The following is a 24,257-nucleotide window of genomic DNA, read 5'->3' as shown; positions in this document are numbered from 1 at the left end:
AAATTTTAGATTCTTATTTTCCATGAATCTAAAATCCAAAATTTAAAATCTAAAATCTTCTTATGCTTCTAGCTCGTTCTGATCGTCTGCAAAATATTAAGCCCTACGCTTTCGCGGAGATCAATAAAAAAGTTGCTGCACTGAAAAAAGCTGCACAAAAAGGCACAGCGAAGTCTCCGATAGATTTTGGAGTTGGAGACCCGACAGAACCAACTCCCGACTTTGTGATTCAAAATCTTCAAAAGTTTGGAGAAAAACATGCTCGAACTGGATATCCATTTTATACCGGAAATCAAAATTTTCGTGAAGCAGCAGTGGAATATATGAAGAGGCGTTTTCAAGTCGAGCTCGATCCAGAAACAGAAATTTGCTCCAGTATTGGTTCCAAAGAGTCAGTTTTTAATTTCCCACTCGCATTTTTGAATCCCGGTGATATCGTGATTTGCCCTTCCCCTGGATATCCTCCATACAAAACGGGGACAATTCTTGCTGGAGGAGAGCCGTATTTTGTTCCGCTGCTCGCACACAATAAATTTCTTATCAATTATGAATCGATCCCAGAAGAAATCTGTCAGAAAGCGAAAATCATTTGGATCAATTATCCGAATTCTCCCACGGGCGCTATTGCCGAGAGAACTTATTATCAAGCACTTATTGCTTGGGCAAAAAAACACGACATCATCATTGCGGCAGATGAAGGATGCTATATCGACATTTATTTTGAAAAAAAACCAATTTCGATTTTAGAAGTGGCGCGTGAGGGAATCGTGGCGTTTTATTCACTCAGCAAAAGAAATAATATGACCGGTTATCGTGTCGGATTTATGTGTGGCGATGCACGTATTATCAGCATCTATAAAAACCTGAAAACTCACATTGATTCTGGAACGCCATCAATTATGCAGGAAGCCGGAATTCTCGCGCTGAAAGATGATGATCATGTTGAGAGTATGAGAAAAATGTATTTCAAAAAACGAAATATCCTCACGAAAGCACTTCGAAATATGAGACTTGATGTTGCTGAACCTGATGCAACATTTTACATTTGGCAAAAAGTTCCGAGCGGGATGAGCGATGTGGAATTTGCAGAAAAACTCCTCGATCCAAATATTGCGATTGTGGTTACTCCCGGAAGCCTGATTTCTGATGAATGCACTGGTGGCGTTAATCCAGGGAATGGATATGTCCGTTTTGCCCTGATGCCCACCATGGAAGAAATAGAAGAAGCAACGGAGAGACTGAAGGTACTGTGATTCTCACATTTATAAAAAATTGCGCATATGTTTCGCAGAAAAATGCTTCGCAGAAAACCTGTTGTTCTCTTCTCGACATGAGTGATACAATTTCGCCCAGAAAAAGAAAAGGTTCTTTTCCTCTGCTCACATGGACGTCACTCTCTCCTGGAATCTCTTTATTGGTGTCTTTTTCCTCATCATTGTCGCGTACAGTTTTGTAATTGGAAAAAGCCAGACCATGAAGGTAATACTCAGTTCTTACATGGCCATACTTGCGGCAGATGGAGCTGGGAATCTTCTCCAAACGTACTTTTTTGGCGCAGATCCAGTTCTTAAGGTTCTTGTGGTCCAAACGGATAGCACTGGATTTATTCTCCTCAAAATTTCGATTTTCGTCTTTCTTACCGTTCTCTTAACTACTCGCGGAGCATTTCACATTGAATTGCATCAAGATCAGTCAAAATTTATTTCTCTCTTTCTCACGGGAGCATATGGAATCATGAGTGCCGCTCTTACGATCAGCACTATTCTCGTATACATATCAGGAGTGAGTATTTTGGGAGCATCAGCAGTACTTGCAGAAAGCCCCATTGTTTCCATAGCCGAGCAATCGTCTCTTGTGAGAACTATGGTCGAGAACTATAGTTTATGGTTCGCGCTCCCAGCAGTTGTTTTTACTTTTTCAAGTCTTTTTGCAAGAGGGGAGGAATAGCTCAAAAAAAATTGCGATGGACTCAGAATTCGTATACACTCTCATGGCTTTTTTGTGGGTGAGTAGCTCAGTGGTAGAGCAGTAGCCTTTTAAGCTATTGGCCGCGGGTTCAATCCCCGCCTCACCCACCAAAATTTTGTTCATTTACATGCCATTTGTATATATCCTAATATGTTCAAGAAATAAAAACTCTCGAGGAAGCCAGAACTCTTGAAAGGAATACCAAGAAAGGGGGGCATATTGAAAGATGGATACACTTATATCATGGTAGAGCAGCTCCGCTTTAGCGGAGTTGGCCGCGGGTTCAATCCCCGCCTCACCCACCATTCGACTCGTCCGCTAAAGCGGACTCGCTCATGGCCTTCGGCCAGTTTTTCTTTCAGAAAAATATACGAGTCGAATGCCCCGAGCTTGTCGAGGGGCAAAGACCATTCTCTTTATTCTTTCAAATCCTTCTTGCATAATCAGCTCTTTTCCTATTAACTTTTCTCTCGCATGGCGCCATCGTCTAGTGGTTAGGACGCTAGGTTTTCATCCTGGTAACAGGGGTTCGATTCCCCTTGGCGCTACCAGATGTATTATTCGTATAATTAGAAGTGGAATTTCATTCTTCTAATATTTGTTGATTTATTTGAAAAGGTTTCTAAATTTCATTTACTTTTTTGGGTAGATTTAATAAAATTTGGGCAGATTATAGACAAGTTTTTACGAAGCTTAAATTATGAAAAAAGTTATCACTATTAGCGAAGCCTCAAGGAGGCTTGGAGTATCTATCAAGACACTCCGCAGATGGGACAAGAACGGAATTTTTCCTTCATTTCGAGTTTCAGAAAAAAGTCATCGGTATTATTTTGAACAGGATATCGACCTATTTGGAAAAGACTTATTCCCTCTTGCTGAAAAATGGGTTCAGAGAAAAAAAGGTGTAGAGCCAGAATCTTCGTTATACTGTCCCACAAGTGATATTTTTCAAAGCAGACTTGTTCACATGCAAAATGCGCTTATTAAAACTGAAAATCTTTCTTCTCCTTTTTCCCTCATTGTCGCTATTGCGGGAGAAATAGGAAATAATTCTTTCGATCATAATTTGGGAAACTGGAGAGATCTTCCGGGTATTTTTTTTGGTTATAATCTCAAAAAGGGATATATTGTTCTCGCCGATAGAGGACAGGGCATATTAAAAACACTGCAAAGAGTAAAACCTGAGCTTCAAACTCATACTGAAGCACTTCAAGTAGCTTTTACGGAGATAATCTCAGGACGTGCGCCTGAATCAAGAGGAATCGGACTCAAATATGTGCGGAAAGTTGTTAGCGCTCAGGCTCTTTCACTCATACTCGAAACAGGGGATGCTCAGGTCTTTCTCCAGCAGGGAGATCAAGAACTCTCCATTTCAGAAAAAATCCCCGGAGTTCATGGATGTATAGCGCTGATACAATTTCATACTTCATAAATATGCTGATCATACAATTAAAAAAATTTGGGACTACTCTTACTTCAAGACCCGCAGGAAAAGAAGCTTTTGCAGCTTTTCAGCCAATTTTGAGGAATATAAATCTCGATACACGTATCAGAATAGATTTTGATGAAGTTTTGGTACTTGGTCCTTCTTGGGCGGATGAATTTTTGACTCCTATCCTAGAAAAATATAAAGACCGAGTAACACTCGACAATACGGAAAATCCTTCTGTTCAGGCAACTTTAGAACTCCTTCAGGACATAAAGAAAAAACAGGAATAATTGGCTTATTCCGATGAAATAAATTGTGCTTTTTGTGAAATTTAGTATTATACGCCAGAATTAATTTGGAATTCGTAATTGATTTTGTTCCCGTAGCTCAGTTGGATAGAGCGTCAGGTTGCGGACCTGAAGGTCGCGCGTTCGAGTCGCACCGGGAACACCATTTTTCTATGCCAAGTTCTAAACCTGAGGTACTAGTCTTCTTCGCTCAAAAAACCTCTTTTTCAAAAAGATGGAGCGGGCAACGGGATTCGAACCCGTGTAATCGGCTTGGAAGGCCGAGACTTTACCAACTAAGCTATGCCCGCAAGGTCGTAATGAGCGGAGGAATTGTAGGAAAGTGTGAGGAAGGAGTCAAGCGAGTACAAAGTACAAAATACAAAGTACAAAAAACATAGAATATTCAAAAATTGCTTTTTATTTTGTGTTTTGTACTTTTTACTTTGTACTTCTCTCGTACGCCCGAATGGTATTTAGTATCAACTTTGCCACCGTCATCGGACCAACTCCACCGGGAACTGGAGTGATATATTTTGCCTTTTTGGCAACATTTTCAAAATCGACATCTCCCACAAGTTTTCCATTTTCAAGATGATTCGTCCCCACATCTATGACGATTGCCCCTTCTCGAATCATATCAGCTGTAAGTAAATTTGGCTTTCCAGCGGCAACGATAACGATATCTGCATTTTTCGTATGTTCTGCCAAATTTTTTGTATGACGATGGCAAACGGTCACCGTTGCCTCACGGTTGAGAAGCATAATTGCAATCGGTTTTCCCACAATATTTGATTTGCCAATAACCACCACATTCATTCCTGATACAGAAATGTTATATTCCTCCAGAAAAAGAATGATTCCTCCCGGCGTTGCAGGCGGAAGATCCTCGAATTCAGGAGACAGAAACATTTTTCCGAGATTATAGGCATGAAATCCATCCACATCTTTGTGGGGATTAATCTCCCGAATAACCTGCGGTGTGGAAATGTGTTTTGGCAATGGGAGTTGGACAATCATCCCTGTTACAGAGTCATCCGAATTAAGTTCGCGAATTTTCCCGAGAAGTTCCTTCTCAGAAACGCTTTCGGGATACTCTACTTTTTCAGAAATAATTCCCACATTTTGACACGCCTCAAGCTTTTTTCGTACATATACACGACTTGCCGGATCAGCCCCAACCATAACAACCACGAGTTTTAATTTTTTTGGAAACGTTTTTATTTTTTTTGCAGCTTCCACAAGGAGTTTTTCCGAAGTTTTTTTCCCGTCGAGAAGAATGGCGGTCATGAGATGAAGATAACATGGCGCAGAGAGTTTATACGATTTTGAGAGAAATGACCATTTGTTATTGAAAACGACAGAAGGCGCGACGGCGCCGTCGCGCCTTTTAAAACACAAATTATCCCGAAAACTCATCAGGAAATTTTTTCCGAAGAATTGCCAAGGCTTCATCTAAAATTTCTTCTTCTTTTCTTTCGCCATCAAGAGCAATCGAGTTTTTTTCAAAGATTACGAGTTCTTCATAAGTTTCCCAAACCTTCTTGAGTTTCTGTTCTTCTTCAAAAAGCTCATTTGGAAGACCTCTTTTGTGAATGCGTTCGAGGCAAATTTTGGGAGGAACCTGAAGAAGAAACGTAAAATCTGGCTTGAGAAAATGTTTGTTGAGCTCCTGAAGCCATTTAGAATCAGTGTTCAGGGAACCATAAGCAAGAGTACTCCAAATATATCGATCACAAATGACGATATTGTCCGAATTCAACGCTGGCAGAATTTCTTGTTCGAGATGATGTGCCCTGTCTGCACAAAAAAGGAGTTGCAAGCCTTCTGGCGAAATTTTCCACTTTCCCTGAAGTGCATCACGAATGAGTTTTCCAGCGGCGTTATCCGTCGGTTCGGACGTATGGATGACTTTTTTTCCGAGTGCTCGCAATTTTTCTGCAAGAAGTTTTGCTTGCGTGGTAGAGCCGCTGCCGTCGAGACCTTCAAAAACGAGAAACATGGGAATTAATTTTAAATTTTGGATTCTAGATTTTAGATTATTTTCTGGATGTATTTTTTCAGAAAATCTCCCATTTCCACAATAAAGTATGAGAAAAACAATTATTTTCTATTGACAAGATAAAATTTGTATTCTATTATGCCGTACTTTTTATAGTGTAAATTTATGAGAAACCAGAACTACAGACAATTTCCTACTCATTCCTACTCTCGACCTTCGGAAAATACTCCAAAAATTCCGCATACGTCGCCATATAACGCTAGAGCGTCTCTTGATAATAACAAAGATCCTTATCGTGATCGTGCAGCACAAGCGAACTCCAGAGGAGCAAACTTGGCATGGAGTTCGACTCCGAATGCCTCCCAGGTCTTCTCTGTCCCTCTGCAATCTCCAAGTGCAATGCCTCGAGCAACGAAGGTTCAAGCTTCTCCTCAGGAGGCAGACCAGTTCTTTTCCGCCGCTTCTGTACAACTTCCAAGAGCGATGCTGAGTTCTCGAATAGCCCTTCTCCTTATGATTGCGTCTTTAGTTACTGCTTGTACTCATCAAGAAAACACAGAAAATAACAATCCTCCTTCTGCCACTGCGACAGCTGTAAATCCTTGCGATTCAAATTGGATTTCTTACGGTTCTTCCTATTGCAATCAACCAAGTCTTCGTGAAGAGGAAATACAAAAAAATCTTTTGCAAGCAATGCTCGAAATGACAACAGGAAACGATTCTCCAGAAATAATCGCGAGTTTAAAGGAAAAATCAGGAACTATTGATGATGAGACAGCTGCAAAAATAAAAGTGGCAATCGGACAAGAACGACTTGGTCTTTTAGAAGACAGATTGAGCGAAGCTGGAATGTTTACAGGAGATCCTTTCGGAGTTAGTCTTGGAGTTGAAGTTGAAGACGGTAGGCAAGTGCCAATATTAAGAATTCTTTTCAGAGATATGCAGGAAGGTCCTGGTGTTATGGAACGAAAGTATTTTCCTGAATCCCCTCGAGATGCTTCCACCACCCAGAAAAGGTCTTTAAGTTCTTTCACTCCGACACAAATAAAAGCATTTATAAACAATAAAGTACTTTCTTACTTTGGTGGCGCTGTAGAAAGAAGAGAGTCGGGGCATCAAAACTATTTTATGTCTGTAATTAAAAAAGCTCTTGGAGAAGAAGCTTTTAAAGGAATAACTACGTATATGAAAGACAACAATACAAAAGTTGTAAGTTTTGAGGCACCGAAAGGGAACACTGCTGTGATTACATTTACTAACGGTAAAACCGAAAGCTTTTCTATCTGTAATACATCAACAGAAAAAGACATTGCCAATTCTGAATTTGTACGATACTTAAATAATTGTTATTAAGAAAAAGAGTTTATTACCATGAAACAGGAGTACCTTCTAAAAAATGTATTCCTGTTTTTGGTGAATACACTGAATTTTCACATCGACCATTCACTTTCCCCCGCTTCCCTTCAGCCTCTCCAAGTTTTCCGCCTCGGTAAGCGCATGAACAATATCGTCAAAATCTCCATCCATAATCGCGGGAATGTTTGAGAAATTCTCATGAATGCGATGATCCGTCACGCGATCTTGCGGGAAATTATAGGTACGGATTTTTTCGCTTCGATCTCCAGAACCAATTTGCGCAAGACGCTTCTCTCCTTCTTCCTTCATCCGCTTCTCTTCTGCCGCTTGATGAAGGCGCGCACGAAGAATGCGAAATGCTTTCGTTTTATTCTTGAGCTGAGATTTCTCATCTTGGCAACTTACCGTCACGCCTGTGGGAATATGCGTGAGTCTGACTGCGGAATCGGTGGTGTTTACTGATTGTCCACCCGGACCCGATGAACGAAATACATCGACACGTACGTCAGATGGATGAATTTCAAATTCTATTTCCTCGACTTCTGGCATGACAACAACGGTAATTGTGGAAGTGTGAACTCGTCCTTGGGATTCTGTTTTTGGAATACGTTGAACGCGGTGAACCCCACTTTCATACTTGAGTTTCGAATATGCGCCATCTCCTCGAACTGCAAAAATAAGCTCTTTCACTCCTCCAGAATCCGAATCACTTTTGGAAAAAAGCTCCACAGTAAATTTCTTGTTTTCGCAATATCGAAAAATTGCTCGTGCATATTCATAGCCAAACAGCGAAGATTCTTCTCCTCCTGCAGCTGGCCTGATTTCCATAATCACATCTTTCTCATCATTTGGATTTTTTGGAATGAGTGCCTTTTTCGCTTCTTCTTCCAGAATTTTGAATTCTTTTTCTGTGCTTTCCAGTTCCATTTTCGCCATTTTGGAAATTTCAGGATCAGTGTCTTTTTCCATTTCTAAAAGGTTTGTTATTTCTTTTTGTTTTCCCAAATATTTTTTGGCAATTTGCATGAGGCTCGCCATTCCCGCTCTTTTTTTCCCGAGAACTTTCATCTGGATTGGATCGCCGAATACAGAAGGATCGCTCATTTTTTGTTCGATCGATTCGAATTCAGTAATAATGTTTTGTAATTTTTCAGGAATCATGGAAACTTTGATAAATAGCAAAAAATAAAATTTCTTGTCAGAGAAGCGCTGACGAGGAAATTCTGAATTCTTCGCTAATATGCTTCTGTAAAGATGTATTCTTTCGGGAAATTTTTTTCTTCTGTGAGAATGTGGATTGTTTCCTTTACAAGTGGTGGAGGACCACACACATACACTTCTTTATCTCTAAAATATTCCGGCGGATATTTCTGAAGAACGTCAGTGGGATACCGAGGATATTTTTCAGAGTCATTCTTCTCCATGTCACTCGCGCAGAGAATCCATCGAAAATGATCTGATGAGAGATTTTTAAATTCATCAGTGTACACCGCATATTCCGGTGTTCTGACTCCGTAGAGAAGTTCCTCTTCTCCGCCAAATCTTTCTTCTTTGAGCTCGTCAACAAAAGCTTTTATTGGTGCAATTCCGGTTCCTCCGGCAATAAATATCTTACTTTTTTGAAGATCTTTGAGAACGCATGATCCAAACGGTCCTCGAAATGTTATCACATCTCCCGGGGCAAGATGATCAAGATGCTCACTTCCCTTTCCTCCTGGAATAATCTTGACACAGAGTTCGATGAGAGGAAGTTTCTTCGAAGACGACGCAATGGAATAGGCGCGAAATACTTTTTCCTCAATAAAAATGGAAATAAACTGTCCAACTGTAAAATGAAATGGTGGTGAAGATTCAGATAGTTTAAGGCGAAAGAGTTTTGTTTCCTTCGCGGCGGATATAACTTCTATTACCGTAGCCGAATATTCAGGAATAGTGCCCATGCCGAAATAATACTGAATTTTACTGAATTTGAACATTGGATTTCTGGATTCTTTCTGATACCATGATGCGGTCTGTTTTTGTTCTGGATTTTCTCTTCATCTCCTATGAAATTTTTTTCGTTTTCTTCAAAGAGAGAAATTTTGTTTTACATATTTGCCGGAATTTTCCTGTTGGGAACTATCGGATCGTATATATACCAAAGTTTTTCCCCTGCTCTTGAAGATGTACAAAATGATACTGCGGTGATTTCGATGTTTTCGAGGGAAAAGTGCGGACATTGCCGAGATGAAAAGAAATTTTTAGCTGAGTGGAAAAAGGAAAATCCAAATTTTTCCATTCAAATACTCGATATTGAAAAAAGTAAAGAAGCCGGAAAAATGTTCCTAGAACTCACCAAAAAATATAATCTTTCAAAGAGTACACCGATTACCATTGTTGGCGATGAAATTTTCGTAGGATTTGATTCTGCAGAAAATATGGGGGCAAAGATCAAGAAAGCGTATAATTCCAAAAGTTCATTGCTCACTTTCCGCGAAGCATGGGCACAAAAAGACAATCTTCGCGTCTACGATTATGAAGCATCAGTATGTGATGCAAATAGCACAGAATGCGCAGCTACTTCGCTCATTGTCAATGTTCCACTGTGGGGACCTCTCGATCTTGCCGAGTTAAAAAGTCCCTCAGCGCTTTCTTTTATCCTCGGGCTTATCGATGGATTCAATCCATGTGCGATGTGGGTACTTATTGTTTTTCTCCTCGCACTTATTCAAATTGGAGATCGATTCAAAATGTTTGTGGTCGCGGGAATTTTTCTTCTCGCAGAAGCCATTATGTACGCGATGATTTTAACACTGTGGTTTTCCACTTGGAATTTTGTAGGACTTGATGCATGGATCACCCCAATTGTTGGCTTTGTTGCTCTTGGATCGGGATTCTTTTTCCTGTACGAAGGAACCTTCTCTGATGGAACCTGTAAAGTAACGAGCTCTGAACAGAAGAAAAAAATTACGAACAAAATTCAGGCTATTGCGCATTCTCCACTCACTATTGTGACCTTTTTTGGAATTCTTGCGCTCGCTTTTTCTGTAAACATTATCGAATTTGCATGCTCTATTGGAATTCCTCAAACATTTACGCAAATTCTCCATCTTTCCGTTCTTCCTATCTTGGAAAAAATTTGGTACATCGTTATTTATATTTTTGCGTATATGTTCGATGACTTTATTGTTTTTGGAATTGCGCTGTATTCCATTGAGAAAATTGGAATTACTCACAAGTATGCACGAGCTTCAAACATAATCGGAGGAATCCTGATGCTTATTCTCGGGACACTTCTTATTTTTGCTCCAGAGGTCTTGACGTTTTCATAGAAATTTGCCTTCATTCTTCGTCATTTTTATGATATAATGGAGGGAATACATTTTCCCTTCCCAGATGTCCAAAAAACAAAAAATTTCTCCTGAAAATATTGTATTTCTCGAGGTAGATACAGAAGATGAAAAAACTATTCTCAAGGCTTTTCCTCAAGCAAAAATTGAGAATACGGTTCTTACGGATGAACAAATTATCAAAAAATATCCCAATGCTGAGGTGCTCTGCATCTTCATCTATTCTCCCATTACGAAAAAAGTTATCTATGGACTCAAAAATCTCAAACTCGTTGTGACGAGATCTGTTGGATATAACCACATTGACCTCCGTGCTGCTCAGGAACGAAGTATTCCGGTCTGTAATGTCCCTGATTATGGATCACATGTTATCGCTGAGCATGTTTTCGCAATATTGCTCTCTTCTATAAGACAAATAGGCGCTGGCGAAATTCGCGTGGGGCAGAAAAACTTTGACTACCACGGTCTTCGCGGAATTGCCCTCCAAGGAAAAACTCTGGGAATTGTCGGAATGGGAAAAATCGGGAAAAATGTTGCACGTATTGCCTCGCTCGGATTCCTTATGAATGTCATTGCGTATGACCCGAATCCGGATGAGAGTCTTGCGCGGGAAAGTCATTTTGAATATGTTTCTTTGGAAAAAATATGGAGAAAGAGCGATATCATTTCCTTTCATGTTCCCCTTCTCAAAAATACAAAACACATAGTGAATGCGAAAACTATCAAAAAAATGAAAGACGGCGTTATTCTCGTAAATACGGCGAGAGGTGGCATTATTGATACAAAAGCTCTTCTGAATGGGCTTATCTCTGGAAAAATTGCGTATGCTGCTCTTGATGTTTTGGAACACGAACAAAATATTGAGAAAGATCAGAATCTTATTCACCATCCAAGAGTCATCATCACACCTCATATCGCTTTTTATGCCGATGATTCCATGCAAAAAATGTACGCTGAAGGAATTATGTCCATTCACGTATTTCTAGGTCAGGGAAAGCTTTTTCATCAAGTTCGGGGTCTCTAATTTTTATTATTCATGGAGCAGGTTACGTTTGATATCGGGCTCGTTATTGTTTCTTCTGCGGTGGTGGCGGTAATTTCATATTCCTTGAAGCAGCCACTCATCCTTGCTTATCTCATCGCAGGAGTTGCAATTGGACCATTTGGATTTGGACTCATACAAGATCCCGAATTTATTCAGGGGACTGCAAATATCGGAATTATTCTGATGCTCTTTCTCGTCGGACTCGAAATGAGCGTTCCGAGGCTCAAAGAATTAGGTTTTGTATCGCTTCTTGGAGGGATTGGACAAGTTGTTCTCACTGGAATTATTGGAATTCTTTTGGTGAAAATATTTGGTTTTCGCACAATTCAGAGTCTTTATATTTCTGTTGCTCTGACATTTTCGAGTACTGTTATTGCCGTAAAAATCTTGTCAGATAAGCGTGATACTCACTCTCTTTATGGACAAATTTCCATTGGAATTTTAATTATACAGGACGTTCTTGCTATCTTGGCACTTCTTCTTCTCGCGGGATTTCAAGAAGGAGGATTTGGATTCGATATATGGCATTTTAGCGGAATATTTGTGAGGGGAATTCTCCTTGCTATTATGACAATGCTTATTTCGAAAAAAATTCTCAAATATCTCTACAATGTTATTGCTTCATCGCATGAACTCCTCGTGCTTTTTAGCCTGAGCTGGTGTTTTGTGATTTCTCTTCTTTCTCTGAAAATCGGATTTTCTATGGAAATTGGCGCATTCATCGCGGGGATCAGTCTCGCAAATCTTCCGTACACCTTTGAAATTAATGCGAAGACAAAAGTGCTCAGAGATTTTTTCATCACTATTTTCTTTGCAGCACTCGGAGCGAAAATGATCTTTAGTGGTGCTACAAATCTTCTTTTTCCGCTCATCGTTCTTTCGATTTTTGTTCTCATCGGAAAACCTCTTCTGGTCGTTCTTCTTATGGGCGTTATGGGCTATGACAAACGAACTGCATTTTTTACGGGACTTATTCTGGCAAATATCAGCGAATTTTCACTCGTTATTATTGCCCTGGGAAATAGACTCGGACATCTTTCCGAAGAAATTACTTCGATGATCGCGCTTATTGGAATGGGAACAATGGTGCTTTCATCGTACATGATGACATATAACAATGCTCTCTATAATTTTTTGAAACCCGTGCTTTCTTATTTCGAATTCAGAAAACCAAAAAATGTGGGAAAAATGAAAAAAGCTCTTGCGCATCATATTATTCTTTTCGGATGTGGTCAGGTGGGAGAGCAGGTTTTGGAACAAATTTTGGGCTTTAAAGATGATTATATTGTAGTTGACCACGACAATCATGTGATCCGAAAACTCATTACGAAGAAAATAAATTGTATGTTCGGAGACGCTGAAGATGCGGAGCTTCTCGAAAATTTGAACTTAGAAGATGCCGAGGTCATTATCAGCACTCTTCCAAATATTGAAGATAATTTCTTCATTCTTCGATATATAGAAAGATTAAAGCTCAAACAAAAACCCATTATTATCGCGACTGCTGATTCTGGTCGAGATGGAATTGAAATTTTTAACAAAGGAGTTGATTACGTTATTTTAAAACCATATCTTGGAGCGAGCCATATCCATCATATTAATAAGGAGATTTATGAACTTGAAAAAGAATTTCAGCATGTTCCCCTTTCCGAACAAATTTCTTTCGACAAACACCTGAGCGATAATGAAATCGCCCTTTTTCTTCACAACCTCAACAAACTTCGCTTGAAAGAAATAATAGAGAAAATTGAGGCGAAAAAAATCGTCATGAGTTCAAAAAAAAGACTTTGATTCCTCACGACTGACTACTCATCACTGATAATTTTCTGATCCAAATATTCCTGTAAAAATACGGCGGCAGCGATGGAATCCTTCTGTCCACGCTGATCTTTTTCCGAAAATCCAATTCCTCTCAATTTTTTGGTAGCAATTTGGGTAGAAATTCCTTCTGAAATAAAATCGACTGGAATTTTTTTTCCGAGCGATTGAAGATAGTCTTCAAAATTATCAGCAAAATCTCGGCAGCGTTCACACTGCTCATCGCCTTCATTTGAAAAATTTTTAGGATACCCCACGAGTATTTTTGTGATGGCATTTTTTTCAACCATTTTAAAAATTTCAGAAAATATATTGTTTTTTGAGTCGGAAGTCACGAGGATTTCTTGCGGAAATGCAATTCCGATTTTTGAATCTCCAATTGCCGTTCCAATACGTTTATGACCGATATCGAGGGCGAGAATTTTCATGAAAAGAAAAAGAATGCAGTACCATTGTATTATGATTTACAAATTTGAGAAGAAAGAGTATAAAAAAAGGGATTTTTCCCACACATATGCCTGCTGAAGTACAGAAACTCAAAGAATCTTGGAAAAAATCAACTTCTGATGAGAAGTATTTGCTCATTCTGGTTTTTGGGATTCTCATGTTTTTGTTTTTTCCCTGGGAATCGTATTCATATGGACAGTATGGAAGCATAGTGTACTTCTCAAGAAATGGTCTCAGGTCATATGGAAATCTCACTTTTTTGGGGAGCATTCTCTATCTTGCCGTGAAGATACTGCCGATGGCGGGAATAAAAATCCCAGACATGGGAATGGAGCAAAAAATGATGGAGAAGATATTGGCAGGAGCTATTTTTGCGGGACCAGTTTTATGGCTTCTCAGTTCGAATTTTTATTTCAGCATCATCGGTTTTGGATTTTGGGTGGACCTCGTTCTTTCTGGATTTTTTTCTTACCTTGTTTTTACCGAAAAGAAATTTTCTGAGGTCAAGACGCTGCTCTTTCGAAAGAAGCAAAAATGATCGCCTCTCTCCGCGTTCTTTTTGATTTTTTTCTCTTTTCCCAAACCTTATGAGCTTATCCATTTTTATTGCGAAGCTTCTTTCGCTCGTATATGTTGTCATCGGCGTTGGTTTTTTATTCAATAAAAATCACTATCGTAAGCTTTTAGAAGAACTTTCTGAAAGTATAGTAGGGATGTTTTTGGGCGGCATGATGGCGCTCATTATCGGATTCCTTATTGCTACATACCATAACGTGTGGGAAATGCGCTGGGAAGTCATAATTACTCTTCTTGGATGGGGATCTCTTGTGAAGGGACTCATGCTTCTTCTTGCTCCACAGGATATGATGAAAATTATGAAAATTTTCCTGAAAATAAAACATATTCTGACGGTTGGAGGAATTTTTGTTATCGTTCTCGGATGTGTTCTCGGATATTTTGGATTTGTCGCACAGGTGTAAATATTCATGGAAAGACGCGATTAATCGCGTCTCTTCCATAAATCCCAAAAATATGAGAAAATAAAACATGCGCTCATTAATATCATGGGGATGACCGGCATTCGACAGGAAGATTAGCCGAGTTCAAAACTGCCATCCGGGGATTCACCATTTTTCTCCCCGCAGATCCGAAAAGTGGTACCATAAGTGCTACGTCACTTTCAAAAATTGGACAAACTGCAAAAAGAGCTGTCGCTTCCCTTGGGGAGCGATTCGCAATGCAGAGTGAAGCTTACGCTTCAATTCCTGTAGCTGCCTAAAGTAACTTTTTTAGTTTCCAATTTATCTCCGTTGAGCTCTGCTCCGGAGACGCTTCGTCTTTTGTTCTTCTGGAAACGGAGAATGAAGTGTCATTTCTCCAGAACAAAAAGTCTTGGTTTCCCTATTTGAAAGCCTTTTTGTACGATCAAATATGACTTTTTCATAAATTTTTGTTCTTTTTCTATTATGGAAAAGGAAAATCAAAAGGAACTATGATTTGGTAGAAGTTTTGGGTTCGCCTTTCTGGACGGGGGTTCAATTCCCCCCATCTCCACCATTCTTCGCGTCAGCGAAGAATGCCCTTCGTAGCTTTAGCGAAGAAGGGCAATCGTTAAGCAATTTACTGCTGACGCTTCGAATGGCACGCCACAGTTAAATTTGCTCCGAGCGAGCCAGCGAAGGCGGGCGAGTCGAGGAGGAAAGACACTGCGTGTCCTCAGCGCCTCCGCTTTAGCGGAGGAGTCGAAGGACCTCTTGAAAAAATTTGCTAACGCAAATTTTTTCCCTGACTACTCAATTCTCACACTCACACTTTTGTAATTGATATCCCGTAAATTCTCTTCTTTTTTTCTCAAATAAGACCCATAAAAAATTGATTGGCGCTCATCACTCGAATCCCGCTTTGGAGAATATCTATATGTGGGAGCGCGACAACTTGGTATACAAAAGGAATTTTGAGGCGTTCTTTAAAATAATGCAGGTGTTTTGAAGGAGTTTTTTCAGAAAGTTTTGCCTCTACTGCAAACCAAGGTTTTTTATTGATTGTAACCAAAAAATCAACTTCCCTTCCTTCTCTATCTCGAAGATAAAAAAGCTCTGCCTTGTGTCCTTCTGCATCACACAAAAAATGAATGAATTTGAGAAGATGAGAAGCGACCATATTTTCAAATTTATGCCCTTCATCACCAATTGGTGACCAATCCCAGAGATACAGTTTTGGCTCTTTTCGGAGTGATTTAATCGTGTGAAATGAAAACGGATAGATGCGAAAATGATAATAAAAACGTTCTAAAATATCCACCCAGAGAGAGGCTGTTTTATGGTTTACATTGAGGTCAGTGCTTATGGAATTTAAAGACAATCTTCCCCCTGCTCGTTCCAAAAGAAGCTCCACAAGAACCTGCAATGCGGACATATCCCGAACGAACTCAATGTCCCGAATATCTTCTTTAATGAGCCGATCGACTCGTTCATTTTGCCAACGTCTCAATGCTTTTTCTGTTTGATGGAAAAGGGGCTCTGGAAATCCTCCAAATTTAAAGAGAGCATCAAATGCTTCTTTCGTTTTTTTTGATTTTGGGAATGAGAGTTCGCGAAATATTTCATCATGGAGCGTTTCTTTTGAAACTATTTCAGCGAGTGAAAATGGATGAAGACGATAGGAATGATATCGTCCAAGAAGAGAATCTCCGCCTTTTCGATATATATCCAGGCGCGCACTGCCAGTAACAAGAATAGAAAATTGATCTTTGTATGTATCAAAAATACCTTTTATGTAATTTTTCCATCCTCGATATTTATGAAGTTCATCAAAAATTACGATTTTGCTCGCAGCGGGAAATGTCCCATCCAAAATATTTTTTCGATCTCCTCGATGGTCCCAATTAAAATACGTGGAATGTGAAAAATTTTGTTCCGCTATTATTTTTGCAAGAGTTGTCTTCCCCACCTGTCTCGGTCCAGCAATAAAGACCATTTTCTCTTTAAGATCTTGAGTTATAGACTGCCGAAGATAACGAGGCTTTATCATCGTGAATATTATACCGAAGTATAAAATTTTTGCAACCATTTTATACCTTGGGAGAATATTGTCGAGCCATTTCCCCTCACCACACTGCCACGGTTGGCGAGTTCGCAATAGACAGAAGAGAAAATGAGATTTTTATTCCGTCCTTACCCAATACGTCACTGTCTCGGAGATATCTCCAACACCAAGCGGAAAATCTGTTGGCGCGAGTTCAAGCGTGTCATTTCCATTCTCATAGAGTTCCGGGACATCGCCACCATCGGATTGTTCTTGAATATCGTTAAGGGAGGAAGCGAGTTGGGAGTTGTATTCAAATGCGCCATATTCTTCACCATCGCGGCCATTTCCAATGGCATATACATATTGATTCGTGGCGGGATCTACAGGAACACTCGTTAAAAACACGCCATTCATCGCATCTTCAAGGGTTTGTTTGGAAAGATCTCCAGAGTCTTCATGGGGTACTACTGAATTTGTATGAAGGTAAAGTTGGGTTGAATTGAGTAATGTATTCATGTCAGCAATCCGTGCAGTATCAAGTGCTTTTTCTTGTGCACTTTGATAATTTGTTATGCTCACCACGGCGAGAATTCCAATAATTGTAATCACCACAAGAAGTTCAATAAGTGTAAACCCTCTGCTTTCAAGTTTTTTCTTTTGCAAAAACATAATAATATTTACAAAAGGAAATAGTTTCATTATTCAAAATATACACAAAAAATATAAAAAGAAGAAGGGAATAAATTTTCCACAGAATTTAAAAAGGAGCCAGTTGTTTATCATCTGACTCCTTTTTCATACGTTATATAAACCGCCTAAATCACATTATGACGACCATGACGTTTGTATTGCGCCATTAACACCACTACCATCTTCTACATAATCATTAGTAGCAGTAGCTCCCCCTACACTTAAGGTACCTTTACCTGCCTCAAGTTGATCACCATTATTTCCACCATCTGCATCCTCTTTTGCGTCATTGGTACTTGATTCTAATTCAACAGAAAACTCCCAATATTTTACTGGTTTAGTTGGGTCACCAGCTGTTTCATACTCCACCGCATAGTCATACTTATTTGTCGGACTTGAGGGATCAATAGAAAGCTTATTGATATAATTTCCAACTATTGCGGTTGTTAAATCCGCTTTTGTTAACTTCGCAAAATCGGCCACAGTTGCTGCTCCCGGATAAAGAGAAGCATTTGCATAGTATAAATTCACTGCAGATTCCATAGAAGAAAGATCTGCTTGCCTTGCCGCATCTTTTGCTTTCTCTTGAGAGTTCGTAAAGAGAGTTATCGACGTTACCGCAAGAATACCAATGATGGTAATCACTACAAGCAACTCAATAAGGGTAAAACCTTGCGTCCTTTTCATATTGAGGGAGATGAAATAATAAAAAAAGAAGAGGAAAAAATTGTTTCAGAAGTAAGGAAATGTATTTATTTCTTAGAGCTATTATAGCAAATATTTTGGCAAAATCCAAGCGTTTTTCGTCTTTTTTCTGCTATTTCCTTCTATTTTTATTTGCAAAATATTTTTTTTGTATTGTTGTATATAAAGTATGTCCTTCTTATTCCTCTTCGGGCACCTCTGGAGAGGTGCCTCGCACGAAGGAAATACATTTTACATTTTACATTCTGCATTTTACATTCTCCCCTACCCTTTCGTCACCACCTCACTCATATTCATAATCGGCGTCATAATGGCCGCAACCATGAATCCCACAACGCTCCCAATGACCACAATAATAATCGGTTCCATGAGAGAAGAAAGTGTCTTTACCATTGTGTCGACTTCATCTTCATAAAATTCCGCAACTTTTGCCGTAACATCTGCAATTTGCGCTGTTTGTTCTCCCACGGAAATCATAGAAACGAGCATCACGGGAAACATCTTTGAATTTCCCTGCAGGTTTTCTCCCATGGTAATTCCCTGTTTCACGTCTTCCGCAAGAAGAATAATTCGGCGCCTGTAGACTTCATTTCCCACAACTTCTGCGGTAATTCGAAGTGTTTTTACGATGGAAAGTCCGCTGTCTGTAAGCGTGGAAACACTGCGAGAGAATGAAGCAAGCACGAGCTTTCTTCGGAGCATGCCAAAGACAGGAATTTGAAGCATGATGCTGTCCCAATAATATTTTCCAGAATCAGTTTTTTTCCAAAATATAATAAGCGCTATAAGTCCTCCGAGCCCCAAAAGAATAAAAATGACGTTGGGAATGCCGAGAGTACTTCCTTGTAAAAGTGTATTAATATTAATCATGAGTTGTGTTGTTGCGGGAAGTTCGGCATGTGATGCCTCAAATGTCTCTTTAAGTTTTGGAATTACCATGACGGTAATCGTAATAAATACACCAATGATCACAATAATAATTACCATTGGGTACATCATTGCTCCCTTAATTTTCCCCCTGAGTTTCGCGCCTTTCTCGACTTGATCTGCAAGACTCAGAAGTACATGATTCAGCCGTCCGGATGCTTCTCCGGAACGAATCATACCAATTTCAGATGTGGAAAATACGTCTGGAAAAGCGGCAACTCCTTGGGAAAGTGTTTGTCCCATTTCCACATATTGAATAAGCCTTTCACAAATTCGTTTCATTTTATGATCTTTCGTCTGTTCTTCCATAATTGCGAGTGATTTCATGAGGGAAACTCCGGCATTAATCATCGTCGCCATGAGGCGAAAAAAGGATACTTTTTCCTTAATATTGAGCGGAGAGATGTTCACCACCCATTCATTGAGGCGCTCAAAAAGATTTCCCTTCGGAGAGCCCATTCCGACTTCGTTGACATTTACCTTTCGGAATTCGTCTTTACTAATATGAATTGATGGAGAGATGAGTTGATCTGGCATAGGTGAGAAAAAAAAGTAATTGAGGAGAATTTTTAATTTTAAATTTTGAAATTTCTAAATAATTTTTAAGTTTCAATGTCTAAGGGGAAAATGTTCAAATTGATGTATGGGTTTTAAAAATTAGAAATTAGGATTTATTTAGAAATTTTAAATTTCAAAATTTAAAATTAACTAATTGCTACTTTATACACTTCCTCCAGCGTCGTAATTCCGTTCAGCGCCTTCATGTAGCCATCCTGAAGAAGCGTCGTCATTCCTTGTAACTGTGCGAGTTTCTCAATTTCTGCTTCGCGGCTTCCTTCGAGTACGAGTTTTTCTATTTCTCGGTTCATCGGCATTACTTCATAAATTGCCACTCGTCCTTTCATTCCTGTTCCTCCACATTTTTCACATCCCTTTCCACGATAGAGTTGAATATTCTGGAGAAGAGATCTGTCAAAATCTTCGTCCGCACTGAGAGTATCGAGTTTTTTATGAATTTCCTGAACAACCGCTGGCTCTGCCACATATGATTCTTTACAGTGCTGACAAATTCTTCTGAGAAGTCTCTGTGCCTCAATCGTTCGAAGTGAAGACGTGATCTTATATGGCTGTACTCCCATATCCAAAATACGGGTAATTGTCGAAACAGCAGAATTCGTATGAATGGTGCTGAGCACCATGTGTCCGGTAAGTGCAGCCTTGATGGCAATTTCAATCGTTTCCTGGTCACGAATCTCTCCCACCATGATGATGTCTGGATCCTGACGAAGCGCAGTACGAAGACCATAAGCAAAATCATATCCGATATCAGGATGCACTTGGCTCTGCGAAAGCCCTGCCATTTCATATTCCACCGGATCTTCAATGGTCATGATATTCACATCCACTTTGTTGAGAAGACTCATCGCTGAATAGAGCGTCGTTGTTTTTCCTGATCCGGTTGGCCCCGTTACCAGCGTAATCCCATTCGGATTGCGAATGGTATTCATCATATATTTATAATTGTTTCCCGTAAGTCCGAGTTCTTCAAACGTCGGAATATCTCGTGTTTTGTCCTGAAGACGCATTACTGTTTTTTCTCCATGAATTGTGGGGAGCGTTGAAACACGAAGTTCGAGCTGTTTTCGATCTTCCGTAGAAGTCAGCATGCGTCCATCTTGCGGCTTTCTCTGTTCATCAATTTTGAGCCCAGACATGATTTTTATGCGAGAAGTAACAGCACTATGAATGTTCTTTGGATATTCAATAATTTCTCTAAGTATTCCATCCACACGAAACCTTATACGAACGGTGTGTTCTCCTGGCTCAAAATGAAGATCTGAAGATCCAAGTTCGAAAGCGTGTTCGAGTGTATAGAGCACAATTTGCGGAATGTTTCCCGCGATAATAGCGTCCGTTAATTTTTCTTTTGTATTTTTATCTGGCATGGCAAAAGTAGGAATTAGGAATTGAAGAGTCTTTCAGGGTGCTGTATATAATCTAAAATCTAGAATTTAAAATTTAAAATTCTCCGCTCAGTTCATTTCCCTTCCACCGTTTCTGCTTCTGGCTTGTAATACGCCTGCAGATTAACGCTAAAGGAAAAAGTTTCTATTTTTTTTTCACCTGATGACTCCGATTTTTTTAGTGCAGGATCCTCATCTTTTTCCTGTGGAATATTCACATTGATGCTTTCAATGCTCATGATGGGAACCGAATTTTGTCGATAGAAATCCTCACGTTTGAGTGACCCGGAAATTTCTACCTGTTTCATAAATCGAGAAAAATTTTCCTGATCAGCTTCAATGCTCATTCGAAATGGGACAACAAAATAGCCCCCTTCTTTCTTTGGTTCCGTAAAGGCAATGTTTTCCATGGACATAGGGTGTGTTTCCGAGTTTGTATAGAGTGCAAAATCTTCCAAAAATTCGGCGATTTCATCTGTTGGATCAGAAGTAGGAAGCGCTCTCTCGAGAATGGGCTTCAAATCCTTAATATCTTCATTGAATTTCTTTTCCTTTTCCGCGAGTTCAGTTTTTATATCATCTGCTCCTGTCTTTTTTTCTTTTATCTTTGCATCTATTTGTTGAATTTCAATTTTATCTTTTTGTGCTTCCGTGTATTTTGGATACGAGTGAAAAAATATTGTTCCCGCGACTGTGACAGTACCGATTGTCATAAGAATTATAAAATTCTGGCGAATTGATTTGAGTTTGTGAAGAATTTCTTCGAATTGTTTTTTTTGACTGGGGAGCATGGGGGAAATTTTAAATTGTAAATTATAAATTTTAAATTATTCTGGTTTTTTATTTGGGTCAGATTCAGGAGGCGCTGCTTTAAGAGTGAGCTCCGAATCTGATGTGTACTTCAGACTAAAGAAAAATGGCGCACACGACAACGCTGCGGATATTTTACTTTTCTCAGCACATGATCTTTTGGAAAATTGGCGAAGTTCTACTCCGCCAAAATTAGGATGCTCGTTGAGAGCATTTTTCAGCTTAATGAGGGCCTCAAAACTTTTTCCCGTTGGCGCCCGCACTTCTCCTGAAATTTTTAATGTTTGTGTAGCGGTGTCTCCTGAATATGATTGGTAAGTAACGTAACGCCCTACAGAATTCCCTTCAAATGTTGTGTCGGTGAGAGTAAGTATTTTTTCAAAAACACGATTCCAATGAATTCTTTTTTGTGCAATTTCCGCAAGCACCTCATTATTCTGAATTCCATTAACTTTTTGGTCGAGTGTGGCCATTTCACTATTCGCCTTTGCAATATCGGCTTCAATACGGGTGAGTTCTTCCGTTTTATTTTTAAGAGTAAGTCCATAATTTTTCTCACCAAGAAGTCCCGAAAGGAATCCTTCTGTGCTCAAAAAAAGCCCACTAAAAAGGAAGGAGGTGATGGGGAGAAGAATACTTATCCCCGCAAAAATTTTTGCAATTTGCAACATGTTTTCCCCTTTTTTTTCTTTCACTTGTTCATCAAGAAGCACTTTTTCTGCTTCTTTTTTACTCTGGAGATCTAAAATTCTTCGTTCGTGTGATTTGAGTTTTCCTTCTTTTTGGTTCTCCATTTCTTCTGGTGATGCGACTTCTGAGGGGGGCACCTTTACATCCGGAACTGCCTCAGTTCCATGACTTTGTGCGATTATGTTTTCAATAAGCTCTGATCCTCCTGTGACTTCGGTGGATGATTTATTTTCCGAGAAAATCTTTGTAAACATATTTCCTTTCTCTTCATGACTTTTTTTTGTTTGCTCAAGAGATGTGCTTACGGCATTGATCTTTTGTTTCATGAATGTCACCCCTTTTCCAAAAAATTTCGTGATTTTTTGAAGTCCACTCTCCCCATCTGGTCTCTGTTTGGCGATGGAAACAGACGGAAGTGCAAACTTTACTCCCGGAATAATTTCATCATCGTCATCTTGAAGAATCTTTGGAATGGCTGTGGATTCATGAGTATGCTCTATATCCGCCTGAGTAATTTGTGAATTCTCCATGTGTTTTATTTTTTCTTCGCTTGAAGCTACGAGTTGTTCAAGATTCGGTGCACCTGAAGATTCGGGAGTTTTTTCTGTTCCTTCAGCCGAAGATGGAATTTTTTCCTGAGAAGAATCGTCCATGTGTATGTATTTAATATGTTTCCTTGTATTGTACCGCAAAAACACGAAAAAAACAAGGCGCCCATCTGCTTTAGGAAGTCTACGCTAAATGTTCTCTCAGAATATTAAGCCCAATGCCGATGAGGATAAGTCCTCCAAAAAATTCTGCTCGTTTTCCGAAAAGAAATCCTACTTTTTTCCCAAGAAAAATTCCTACAAGTGAAAAAATGAATGAAATTATTCCAGCGAAAATGGAAAGGAGGAGAATATTTTGGCGAAGCAGTGCAAAACTAAGTCCAATTGCGAGAGCGTCAATACTGACACTTGTTCCGAGAAGAATGAGAAGGGGAATTTCCAGAGAAAATTTTTGTTTGGCATCGGCGTGAAAAGATTCTCGTATCATTTTGATTCCGACAAAAAATAGGAGGAAAAAAGCGATCCAGTGATCAAAGGTGTTGATAAGCTCATACATCGACACTCCCAAAATCCACCCAATCCATGGGAAGACACACTGTCCTCCTCCAAAAATAAGAGCGAGAATAACGGCGTTTTTCAGGGGAAACTTTTTTTGAGCTGCTCCAATCGTCAAAGAAACCGTGAAGGAATCCATGGCAAGGGCGATGGATATAAGAAGAAGTGAAATAATATCTGAGAGAGACATGCATTTCAGATAAGACACATAATATCAATCCTCGAGAGCGTAGTCCTTTTCTGAATTCTCAATTCAATTTTGCCCTTCTCCGCATGAAGCTACGAAGGGCAGCACTTCGCTAAACTTCTCGCTTTCGGCGTGCCAGCCGAAGTCCGCTAAAGCGGACGAAGGCTGGTGCCGTGGGAGAGACTCGAACTCTCACGGGTTGCCCCACCGGCTTCTAAGGCCGGCGTGTCTGCCAATTCCACCACCACGGCACAAAAAGATCAGGCGAATGATAGCGAAGATATGAGGCGGGGGCAATTGAATGTAACTCACTTTTCCTGATTCGAAATTGTGGATCAGGCAATAATTTGCTGGAGAAAATATCAGGCATAGATTTTAGAGATACGGAAGAGGAAGAATCTTTTATCGGTAACACCACGAACAAGGGCACGGAATCCTTTGATTTTGGCATTGAATGATTCTGCAGAAGCGTT

General features: G+C 39.6%; 23 protein-coding genes, 5 tRNA genes and 1 other RNA gene. 14 read left to right on the top strand and 15 right to left on the bottom strand.

What is annotated here, in order from left to right:
- The first annotated feature begins 62 nt into the window (after window positions 1–62).
- The 7 genes from HZA38_03935 to HZA38_03905 all read left to right on the top strand — a co-directional run bounded on the left by HZA38_03935 (window position 63) and on the right by HZA38_03905 (window position 3,850).
- On the top strand, window positions 63–1,253 hold the full coding sequence (locus HZA38_03935; GenBank protein ID MBI5414637.1) for an aminotransferase class I/II-fold pyridoxal phosphate-dependent enzyme: 1,191 nt from the start codon (window positions 63–65) through the stop codon (window positions 1,251–1,253).
- A gap of 130 nt (window positions 1,254–1,383) precedes the next feature.
- Window positions 1,384–1,947, top strand: coding sequence for a hypothetical protein (locus HZA38_03930; GenBank protein ID MBI5414636.1), 564 nt, complete (start codon window positions 1,384–1,386; stop codon window positions 1,945–1,947).
- Window positions 1,948–2,003: 56 nt separating this feature from the next.
- Window positions 2,004–2,078, top strand: a tRNA-Lys gene (locus HZA38_03925).
- Between the two features lie 366 nt (window positions 2,079–2,444).
- Window positions 2,445–2,519: transfer RNA gene (locus HZA38_03920), tRNA-Glu, on the top strand.
- Window positions 2,520–2,668: 149 nt separating this feature from the next.
- A complete protein-coding gene (locus HZA38_03915; GenBank protein ID MBI5414635.1) occupies window positions 2,669–3,400 on the top strand; it encodes a MerR family DNA-binding transcriptional regulator in 732 nt (243 codons plus the stop codon).
- Window positions 3,401–3,402: 2 nt separating this feature from the next.
- Window positions 3,403–3,687 carry a DUF4325 domain-containing protein gene (locus HZA38_03910; GenBank protein MBI5414634.1) on the top strand — a complete coding sequence of 95 codons (285 nt, stop codon included), beginning with the start codon at window positions 3,403–3,405 and terminating at the stop codon, window positions 3,685–3,687.
- Between the two features lie 86 nt (window positions 3,688–3,773).
- Window positions 3,774–3,850 (top strand) — tRNA-Arg (locus HZA38_03905).
- Between the two features lie 70 nt (window positions 3,851–3,920).
- On the opposite strand, the gene HZA38_03900 is transcribed toward HZA38_03905, so the two are convergent.
- The 3 genes from HZA38_03900 to tmk form a co-directional block, all read right to left on the bottom strand.
- Window positions 3,921–3,995, bottom strand: a tRNA-Gly gene (locus tag HZA38_03900).
- 130 nt (window positions 3,996–4,125) lie between these two features.
- A complete protein-coding gene (locus tag HZA38_03895; protein ID MBI5414633.1) occupies window positions 4,126–4,974 on the bottom strand; it encodes a bifunctional 5,10-methylenetetrahydrofolate dehydrogenase/5,10-methenyltetrahydrofolate cyclohydrolase in 849 nt (282 codons plus the stop codon).
- A gap of 112 nt (window positions 4,975–5,086) precedes the next feature.
- Complete coding sequence (gene tmk / locus HZA38_03890; protein ID MBI5414632.1) at window positions 5,087–5,686, bottom strand: dTMP kinase; 600 nt, start codon at window positions 5,684–5,686, stop codon at window positions 5,087–5,089.
- 165 nt (window positions 5,687–5,851) lie between these two features.
- Here tmk and HZA38_03885 point away from each other — a divergent pair, with 165 nt between their 5' ends.
- Complete coding sequence (locus HZA38_03885; protein MBI5414631.1) at window positions 5,852–7,039, top strand: hypothetical protein; 1,188 nt, start codon at window positions 5,852–5,854, stop codon at window positions 7,037–7,039.
- A 90-nt stretch (window positions 7,040–7,129) separates the two neighbouring features.
- On the opposite strand, the gene prfA is transcribed toward HZA38_03885, so the two are convergent.
- On the bottom strand, window positions 7,130–8,200 hold the full coding sequence (prfA, locus tag HZA38_03880) for a peptide chain release factor 1 (protein MBI5414630.1): 1,071 nt from the start codon (window positions 8,198–8,200) through the stop codon (window positions 7,130–7,132).
- A 77-nt stretch (window positions 8,201–8,277) separates the two neighbouring features.
- The gene (locus tag HZA38_03875) at window positions 8,278–8,982 is read right to left on the bottom strand and encodes an FAD-dependent oxidoreductase (GenBank protein MBI5414629.1); all 705 of its coding nucleotides are present in this window, start codon (window positions 8,980–8,982) and stop codon (window positions 8,278–8,280) included.
- A gap of 105 nt (window positions 8,983–9,087) precedes the next feature.
- On the opposite strand from HZA38_03875, the gene HZA38_03870 reads away from it, so the two are divergent.
- From HZA38_03870 to HZA38_03860, 3 genes are all read left to right on the top strand, one after another.
- Window positions 9,088–10,353, top strand: a complete 1,266-nt coding sequence (locus HZA38_03870) for a glutaredoxin (GenBank protein MBI5414628.1) — start codon at window positions 9,088–9,090, stop codon at window positions 10,351–10,353.
- Between the two features lie 64 nt (window positions 10,354–10,417).
- Complete coding sequence (locus HZA38_03865; protein MBI5414627.1) at window positions 10,418–11,395, top strand: phosphoglycerate dehydrogenase; 978 nt, start codon at window positions 10,418–10,420, stop codon at window positions 11,393–11,395.
- A 12-nt stretch (window positions 11,396–11,407) separates the two neighbouring features.
- Entirely contained in the window at window positions 11,408–13,207 is a 1,800-nt protein-coding gene (locus tag HZA38_03860) for a cation:proton antiporter (GenBank protein ID MBI5414626.1), read from the top strand.
- 14 nt (window positions 13,208–13,221) lie between these two features.
- Here HZA38_03860 and ruvX read toward each other — a convergent pair whose 3' ends face one another.
- On the bottom strand, window positions 13,222–13,662 hold the full coding sequence (gene ruvX, locus HZA38_03855) for a Holliday junction resolvase RuvX (protein MBI5414625.1): 441 nt from the start codon (window positions 13,660–13,662) through the stop codon (window positions 13,222–13,224).
- 86 nt (window positions 13,663–13,748) lie between these two features.
- Between ruvX and HZA38_03850 the strand changes: the two genes are divergently transcribed.
- From HZA38_03850 to ssrA, 3 genes are all read left to right on the top strand, one after another.
- Window positions 13,749–14,219, top strand: a complete 471-nt coding sequence (locus HZA38_03850; protein ID MBI5414624.1) for a hypothetical protein — start codon at window positions 13,749–13,751, stop codon at window positions 14,217–14,219.
- A 49-nt stretch (window positions 14,220–14,268) separates the two neighbouring features.
- Window positions 14,269–14,661 carry a hypothetical protein gene (locus HZA38_03845; GenBank protein ID MBI5414623.1) on the top strand — a complete coding sequence of 131 codons (393 nt, stop codon included), beginning with the start codon at window positions 14,269–14,271 and terminating at the stop codon, window positions 14,659–14,661.
- An 86-nt stretch (window positions 14,662–14,747) separates the two neighbouring features.
- Window positions 14,748–15,238, top strand: a transfer-messenger RNA (tmRNA) gene (ssrA, locus tag HZA38_03840).
- A gap of 294 nt (window positions 15,239–15,532) precedes the next feature.
- Here ssrA and HZA38_03835 read toward each other — a convergent pair.
- The 9 genes from HZA38_03835 to HZA38_03795 form a co-directional block, all read right to left on the bottom strand.
- Window positions 15,533–16,819: an ATP-binding protein gene (locus tag HZA38_03835; protein ID MBI5414622.1), complete on the bottom strand. Its 1,287-nt coding sequence runs from the start codon at window positions 16,817–16,819 to the stop codon at window positions 15,533–15,535.
- Between the two features lie 24 nt (window positions 16,820–16,843).
- Window positions 16,844–17,407: a prepilin-type N-terminal cleavage/methylation domain-containing protein gene (locus tag HZA38_03830; GenBank protein ID MBI5414621.1), complete on the bottom strand. Its 564-nt coding sequence runs from the start codon at window positions 17,405–17,407 to the stop codon at window positions 16,844–16,846.
- Window positions 17,408–17,533: 126 nt separating this feature from the next.
- The gene (locus tag HZA38_03825) at window positions 17,534–18,085 is read right to left on the bottom strand and encodes a type II secretion system protein (protein ID MBI5414620.1); all 552 of its coding nucleotides are present in this window, start codon (window positions 18,083–18,085) and stop codon (window positions 17,534–17,536) included.
- A 282-nt stretch (window positions 18,086–18,367) separates the two neighbouring features.
- Window positions 18,368–19,567 carry a type II secretion system F family protein gene (locus HZA38_03820; GenBank protein MBI5414619.1) on the bottom strand — a complete coding sequence of 400 codons (1,200 nt, stop codon included), beginning with the start codon at window positions 19,565–19,567 and terminating at the stop codon, window positions 18,368–18,370.
- Between the two features lie 167 nt (window positions 19,568–19,734).
- Entirely contained in the window at window positions 19,735–20,976 is a 1,242-nt protein-coding gene (locus HZA38_03815; GenBank protein MBI5414618.1) for a type II/IV secretion system protein, read from the bottom strand.
- A 92-nt stretch (window positions 20,977–21,068) separates the two neighbouring features.
- Window positions 21,069–21,707 carry a hypothetical protein gene (locus tag HZA38_03810; GenBank protein MBI5414617.1) on the bottom strand — a complete coding sequence of 213 codons (639 nt, stop codon included), beginning with the start codon at window positions 21,705–21,707 and terminating at the stop codon, window positions 21,069–21,071.
- 114 nt (window positions 21,708–21,821) lie between these two features.
- Window positions 21,822–23,147, bottom strand: a complete 1,326-nt coding sequence (locus HZA38_03805) for a hypothetical protein (protein MBI5414616.1) — start codon at window positions 23,145–23,147, stop codon at window positions 21,822–21,824.
- A 79-nt stretch (window positions 23,148–23,226) separates the two neighbouring features.
- Window positions 23,227–23,787: a manganese efflux pump gene (locus HZA38_03800; protein ID MBI5414615.1), complete on the bottom strand. Its 561-nt coding sequence runs from the start codon at window positions 23,785–23,787 to the stop codon at window positions 23,227–23,229.
- Window positions 23,788–23,950: 163 nt separating this feature from the next.
- Window positions 23,951–24,035 (bottom strand) — tRNA-Leu (locus HZA38_03795).
- Window positions 24,036–24,257: the final 222 nt, after the last annotated feature.

The organism is Candidatus Peregrinibacteria bacterium, assembly GCA_016220175.1.
GTDB lineage: Bacteria > Patescibacteriota > Gracilibacteria > CAIRYL01 > CAIRYL01 > JACRHZ01.
This window is presented reverse-complemented; position numbering and strand designations above follow the sequence as displayed.